The 6,313-nt window shown below is 33.5% G+C and carries 7 protein-coding genes; 3 read left to right on the top strand and 4 right to left on the bottom strand.

Features of this window, described 5'->3' with window-relative positions; genetic code table 11:
- The 3 genes from Q0649_RS16940 to Q0649_RS16930 form a co-directional block, all read left to right on the top strand.
- Positions 1–707: iron-containing alcohol dehydrogenase (locus Q0649_RS16940; RefSeq protein WP_298844777.1), on the top strand; the 707-nt coding region annotated here is incomplete at its 5' end.
- An 18-nt stretch (positions 708–725) separates the two neighbouring features.
- Positions 726–1,070 carry a BMC domain-containing protein gene (eutS, locus tag Q0649_RS16935; RefSeq protein WP_298844774.1) on the top strand — a complete coding sequence of 115 codons (345 nt, stop codon included), beginning with the start codon at positions 726–728 and terminating at the stop codon, positions 1,068–1,070.
- A 9-nt stretch (positions 1,071–1,079) separates the two neighbouring features.
- Positions 1,080–1,511: a EutP/PduV family microcompartment system protein gene (locus tag Q0649_RS16930; protein ID WP_298844771.1), complete on the top strand. Its 432-nt coding sequence runs from the start codon at positions 1,080–1,082 to the stop codon at positions 1,509–1,511.
- Positions 1,512–1,574: 63 nt separating this feature from the next.
- On the opposite strand, the gene leuA is transcribed toward Q0649_RS16930, so the two are convergent.
- Genes leuA through leuC form a run of 4 tightly spaced genes read right to left on the bottom strand, consistent with a single transcriptional unit; the run spans position 1,575 to position 6,104 of the window.
- Complete coding sequence (leuA, locus tag Q0649_RS16925) at positions 1,575–3,248, bottom strand: 2-isopropylmalate synthase (protein ID WP_298844767.1); 1,674 nt, start codon at positions 3,246–3,248, stop codon at positions 1,575–1,577.
- A 29-nt stretch (positions 3,249–3,277) separates the two neighbouring features.
- Positions 3,278–4,351: a 3-isopropylmalate dehydrogenase gene (gene leuB, locus Q0649_RS16920; protein WP_298844764.1), complete on the bottom strand. Its 1,074-nt coding sequence runs from the start codon at positions 4,349–4,351 to the stop codon at positions 3,278–3,280.
- The gene (gene leuD / locus Q0649_RS16915) at positions 4,348–4,842 is read right to left on the bottom strand and encodes a 3-isopropylmalate dehydratase small subunit (protein WP_298844761.1); all 495 of its coding nucleotides are present in this window, start codon (positions 4,840–4,842) and stop codon (positions 4,348–4,350) included. The genes leuB and leuD overlap by 4 nt, the downstream gene beginning before the upstream one ends.
- Positions 4,842–6,104 carry a 3-isopropylmalate dehydratase large subunit gene (gene leuC / locus Q0649_RS16910; protein WP_298844757.1) on the bottom strand — a complete coding sequence of 421 codons (1,263 nt, stop codon included), beginning with the start codon at positions 6,102–6,104 and terminating at the stop codon, positions 4,842–4,844. Before leuC ends, leuD begins: the two co-directional genes overlap by 1 nt.
- Between the last annotated feature and the right edge of the window lie 209 nt (positions 6,105–6,313).

Raw genomic sequence — 6,313 nt, 5'->3', positions numbered from 1 at the left:
TATCAGATGAGTTACAACCGGATGAGGCTATATTAGTTGCAGAACTTGTTAGTACGGTACCTAATTTTATAACCGCTGATACAGGAATGGATGTATTAACTCACGATATAGAAGCATTTGTGTCAACTAGGGCAACCGATTATACAGATGCATTAGCTGAAAAATCTATAAAATTAGTTTTTCAAAATTTAATAAATGCATATAGAGATGGTAATGATTTAGAAGCAAGAACGAAAATGCACAATGCTTCTTGTATTGCTGGGATAGCATTTAATAATGCATCATTAGGATTAAATCATGGAATGGCACATACCATAGGTGCGAAATTTCATATATCTCATGGAAGAGCTAATGCTATATTACTTCCATATGTAATAGAATTTAATGCAGATATAAAAGATTTTAATTCAAGCGAGTATACATATGCTGCTAAAAGATATTCAGAAATAGCTAAACTATTAGGACTACCAGCATCAAATGTTTACCAAGGAGTAAAAAGCTTAATAATAGCGATAAATATGATTCTAAAGGAATTAAATATTCCTGCGTCATTAAAAGAAAACGGGATAAAGGAAGAAGATTTTAAAATGGAAGTAAGCGAAATGGCGAGTATTGCCTTAGAGGATAGATGTACGCAAACCAATCCAAGGGTGCCAAAGACAGAAGAAATAATAGATCTATTTTATCAAGTTTATTACAATAATTAACAAGGAGGTGAGAATATTATGCAAGATAAACAAAGGGTAATACAGGAATATGTTCCGGGAAAGCAAGTTACATTAGCCCATTTAATTGCAAACCCAAGCAAAGATTTATATAAAAAATTAGGGCTTATTGCAGATAATATGGGCGCCCTTGGAATACTTACAATAACGCCTGGAGAGGCTGCTATTATAGCCGCCGATGTTGCAACAAAGGCAGCTGATGTAACAATTGGTTTTGTAGATAGATTTAGTGGAACGGTTATTATAATTGGGGATGTAGGTAGCGTAGAGTCAGCACTTACGCAGGTTTTAAAACTTCTTGCGAGTGTTCTTAATTTTGCTGAGTGTAGTATAACTAAATCTTAGGAGGGGTATATGAAAAAGCTAATGTTAATTGGAAAAACAAATTGTGGAAAGACCACACTTACTCAAGCATTGTATGAAAGAAATCTTTTTTATAAAAAGACACAGACAGTTGAAATTATTGATAGTATTATAGATACTCCTGGTGAGTATATTGAAAGCAGATTTTTTTATAATGCACTTATAATTACATCTGTAGATAGCGATGTAGTTGCTATGGTTCAGGATTGTATGGAGGAAAACAGTGTGTTCCCACCAAGTTTTGCTAGTAGATTTGCAAAACCTGTTATTGGGATTATAACTAAAGTTGATTTATGCCTTGATGAAAACAAGATAAAAATAGCAGAAGAATTTTTATTAAATGCAGGTGTAGAGAAAATTTTTAAAGTGAGTGCATTTGATAAACGAGGTTTAGAAAATTTCAAAGAGTATATTAAAAAATAATAACAAAGTGAGCTTGAGTGAAATACTCAAGCTCACTTTGTTATTGCATAAGGAATAATGTTATTAACCTTTTCTATTAATGGCACTAAATAAAGCATTTAATGAAGCTGTATCAATATTTGCAGAAACACCAACTCCAAAATATCTTTTGTCATTGTATTCTATCTGTATATAAGTAGCAGCTTTTGAGTTTGAGCCACTACCTAGAGCATGTTCATCATAAGATATAAAGTTATAACCATTAATATTTGATTGATGTAGAGCGTTGAAGAATGCATCTACTGGGCCATTGCCTGTGCCGGAAATATTCATTTCTTTTCCACTTACTGAAATTAGAGCATTAATGTTTACTATATTTTCATCTGTTTCAACATTTTGTACTGATTGAATAGTATAATTTTTTAATAAATTTGGAGATTTTAAGTTTAAGTATTCTTTTTCAAATAAATCATAAATTTGATTTCCTAATAGTTCCGTGCCAAGTAGGTCTGTCTTATTTTTTACTAGATTACCAAAATCAACTTGCATAGCCTTTGGTAAAATAAAGCCAAATTCATTTTCCATTATAAAGGCAGCACCGCCTTTACCTGATTGACTGTTAATACGAATAACTTCCTCATAATCTCTTCCAACATCATGTGGGTCAATTGGAAGATATGGAACTTCCCAAAATTTATTATTTTCATCTTTAAGAGCTTTGAGTCCTTTTTTGATTGCATCTTGGTGTGATCCAGAAAATGCTGTGTATACAAGCTTACCAGCATACGGGTGACGTTCATGTACTTTCATTTTAGTGCATAATTCATATATGTCTACAATTTCATAAAGGTTAGAAAAATCTAATTTAGAATCTATTCCTTGAACATGCATGTTTAAAGCCATAGTCATAATATCAAGATTTCCAGTTCGTTCACCATTACCAAAAAGCGTACCTTCAATTCTGTCAGCGCCTGCAAGAATACCAAGCTCGGAAGCAGCAGTACAAGTACCCCTGTCATTATGAGTATGAAGACTTATAATAATGTTTTCTCTATTTTTAACATTCTTGCAAAACCATTCTATTTGATCTGCATAAATATTAGGAGTTGCCATTTCAACTGTTGAAGGTAAATTTAAAATAACTTTTTTTGATGGTGTTGGTTTTAAGATGTCTAACATAGCTTCGCAAATTTGAAGTGAGTATTCAAGCTCTGTTCCAGTAAAGCTTTCAGGAGAATATTCAAAAGAAAAATCTGTTTCTGGGTATTTATCTTTGTATTTCATTAGAAGTTTTGCACCCATTACTCCAATATCAATAATTTCTTGTTTGCTTTTATGAAAAACGACTCTCCGTTGTATAACTGAAGTTGAATTATAAAGATGTACAATCGCTTTTTTTGCTCCTTTTAGAGCTTCAAAAGTTTTCTTAATTAAATGTTCTCTGGATTGCGTTAAAACTTGAATAGTTACATCACCCGGAATAAGATTATCTTCAATAAGTTTTCTTAAAAATTGATATTCAGTATTTGATGCAGAAGGGAAACCTACTTCTATTTCTTTAAAGCCGATATCCAAAAGTAGTTTGAATAATTTAACTTTTTCATCAACGTTCATTGGAACAGGAAGAGATTGATTTCCATCTCTTAAATCAACGCTACACCAAGTTGGTGCCTTTTCTATTAGTTTATTGGGCCACTGACGATTTTTAATGTTTACACAACCATAAGGTTTATATTTTTTATATGACAATTTAAACATCCCCTTTAGAATATTAAAATTAAATATGTCTATTTTATTTCATTTGCAATAAGTTTTGACATTTCTATAGTTCCAACACATTTCATGCCTACGCCCATAATGTCAATTGTTCTATATTTATTATCTAAAACTTTAGATACTGCATCTTCAATATCTTTTGCAGCAGTTTCCATATTAAAGCTATATCGAAGCATCATTGCAGCACTCATTATAGTTGCGATTGGATTAACTATGTCACGTCCCGCAATGTCTGGTGCTGAGCCATGTATTGGTTCATATATACCAAGAGTGCCATTGCCTAAACTTGCAGAAGGTAACATTCCAAGCGACCCAGTAAGCATAGAAGCCTCATCACTTAGGATATCACCGAACATATTTTCAGTTAAAATTGTATCAAATTGTCCAGGATTTTTTATAAGCTGCATTGCACAACTATCAACTAACTGTACCTCAAGAGTTACATCTGGGTAATCTGAAGACATTTTTAGAACAATTTCTCTCCATAGTCTTGAGCTTTCAAGCACATTTGCTTTATCAACTAATGTAAGTTTTTTACTTCTTTTAATAGCGGTTTCGAAACCAACACGGGCTATTCTCTCTATTTCATAAGTTGAGTAAGTCATTGTATCACATGCCTTTTGTCCACCACCGGGTAGGTCTATTCTAGATTTTTCACCAAAATATATACCGCCTGTTAATTCACGTATAACCATAATGTCAATGTTACCTTTGAGAATTTCTTGTTTAAGAGCTGAAGCTTCTTTTAATTGTGGAAAAAGAATAGCAGGTCTTAAGTTTGCAAAAACCTCAAGTCCTTTTCTAATTCCAAGAAGTCCAGCTTCTGGTCTTTGATCACCAGGTAGCTTATCCCACTTAGGACCCCCAACAGAGCCAAGTAAAACTGCATCACTATGTTTACATGTGTCTAGGGTTTCCTTTGGAAGAGGAGCTCCAGTCTTATCGATTGCTATCCCACCCATTAAAAGATCTGTATAAACAAAGGTCGTATTATATTTTTTGGATATTACATCTAATACCTTAATTGCACCATCAACAATCTCTGGTCCAATTCCATCTCCACGAATTACAGCTATTTTTTTCATTTAACGTCAGTCCTTTCTTTAAGATAATTAATAAGTCCCTCAGATGCTATGATATCTTGCATAAATTCTGGGAAAGGTGTTGCTAGGTAAGTTTTACCTTTTGTGCTATTAGTTATAATTCCAGTAATAACATCTACTGTTATTTCATTTCCCTCTTCAATATCCTTTGCAGCCTCAAAGCATTCGAGTATTGGTAAACCAATATTAATTGAATTTCGAAAGAATATTCTTGCAAAGTTTTCAGCAATTATACAACTGATTCCTGAAGTCTTTATAGCAAGAGGAGCATGCTCCCTTGAAGAACCACAACCGAAGTTTTTACCAGCAACAATTATGTCACCATCTTTAACTTTACTAGAAAAATCTTTATCTATATCTTCCATGCAATGTGATGCAAGCTCCAATGCATCAGAGGTATTAAGATATCTTGCGGGAATTATAACATCTGTATCTACATTGTCACCATATTTTATAGCTTTTCCTTTAAACATTACATTACCTCCTCTGGGGATGAAATTTTTCCGGTTATTGCTGATGCTGCAGCTATTGCTGGACTACAAAGATATACTTCACTTCCAGGATGACCCATTCTGCCAACAAAATTTCTGTTTGTAGTAGAAAGAGCTCGCTCTCCATTTGCAAGTACTCCCATATATCCACCTAGGCAAGGGCCACATGTTGGAGTACTTACTGCAACGCCAGCTTCTATAAATATTTCAATTAAACCTTCGCGAAGAGCCTGAAGAAATATTTTTTGAGTAGCGGGAAAGATTAATGTTCTTATTTTAGGATCAACTTTTTTACCTTTTAAGATACTTGCTGCCATCCTAAGGTCTTCTATTCTTCCGTTAGTACAAGAGCCAATAACTACTTGATCAATTTTAACTTGACCAACTTCATCAATAGTTCTAGTATTATCTGGAAGGTGAGGGAAAGCTATTGTTGGTCTTATAGTACTTAAATCAATCTTTATAATTCTAGAATATGTTGCATCAGTATCAGCCTTAAATGTTATTGGAACTCTAGTTGAATGTTCTTTTATATATTCTAGGGTTGTATCATCAACTTCAAATATCCCATTTTTGGCACCTGCTTCTATGGCCATATTAGAAATTGTAAATCTGTCATCCATAGACAGGTTAGCAACTCCAGATCCTGTATATTCCATTGATTGATATAGTGCACCATCTACTCCAATCATTCCAATAATATGAAGAATTACATCTTTACCACAAACCCATTTCTGCATTTTGCCAGTTAAAACGAATTGTATTGCCTCTGGAATTTTAAACCAACATTTTCCACTTGCCATTCCTGCTGCCATATCGGTTGATCCAACTCCAGTTGAAAAAGCACCTAAAGCACCATAAGTACAAGTGTGAGAATCCGCCCCGATTACAACATCTCCACTAACTACAAGCCCTTTTTCTGGCAATAATGCATGTTCTATACCCATTTGTCCTACCTCAAAGTAGTTTTCAATTCCTTTTTCATATACAAATTCACGGGTGCACTTGCATTGCTCGGCAGATTTTATATCTTTATTTGGAGCAAAATGGTCTGGAACTATTGCAATTTTCTTTTTATCGAAAACTTCATTAACACCCATTTTATTAAGCTCATTTATTGCGACCGGTGTTGTTATATCATTACCTAATACTAAATCAAGATTTGCCATAATTAATTGTCCAGCGGTTACCTTTTGTATGCCAGCGTGTGATGCTAGTATCTTTTGCGTCATAGTCATCCCCATATTAATTTGAAACCTCCTTCATATAATTTTAAAATTTCTTTAAGTAGTAATTTATTATTTATATTCAAAACATTCTAAAAGTATAATTATCGGAATATTTCGATAAAATGGAATAAAAAAAGGGTACAAAAAAACAGACATCTTCACTTGGGGCGAAGAGTCCGTCGCGGTACCACCCATATTTATAACTTATTTTAAGATAACGGCAT

The sequence above is a fragment of the uncultured Clostridium sp. genome, assembly GCF_937920395.1.
Classification (GTDB): domain Bacteria; phylum Bacillota; class Clostridia; order Clostridiales; family Clostridiaceae; genus Clostridium_AD.
The sequence above is the reverse complement of the archived record's forward strand: the minus strand, read 5'-3'. Positions and strand labels throughout refer to the sequence as shown.

Bases quoted from the DNA above. Each gene is read 5' to 3' on its own strand.
- eutS (WP_298844774.1), top strand. From the start codon at position 726: ATGCAAGATAAACAAAGGGTAATACAGGAATATGTTCCGGGAAAGCAA.
- Q0649_RS16930 (WP_298844771.1), top strand. From the start codon at position 1,080: ATGAAAAAGCTAATGTTAATTGGAAAAACAAATTGTGGAAAGACCACA.
- leuA (WP_298844767.1), bottom strand. From the start codon at position 3,248: ATGTTTAAATTGTCATATAAAAAATATAAACCTTATGGTTGTGTAAAC.
- leuB (WP_298844764.1), bottom strand. From the start codon at position 4,351: ATGAAAAAAATAGCTGTAATTCGTGGAGATGGAATTGGACCAGAGATT.
- leuD (WP_298844761.1), bottom strand. From the start codon at position 4,842: ATGTTTAAAGGAAAAGCTATAAAATATGGTGACAATGTAGATACAGAT.
- leuC (WP_298844757.1), bottom strand. From the start codon at position 6,104: ATGGGGATGACTATGACGCAAAAGATACTAGCATCACACGCTGGCATA.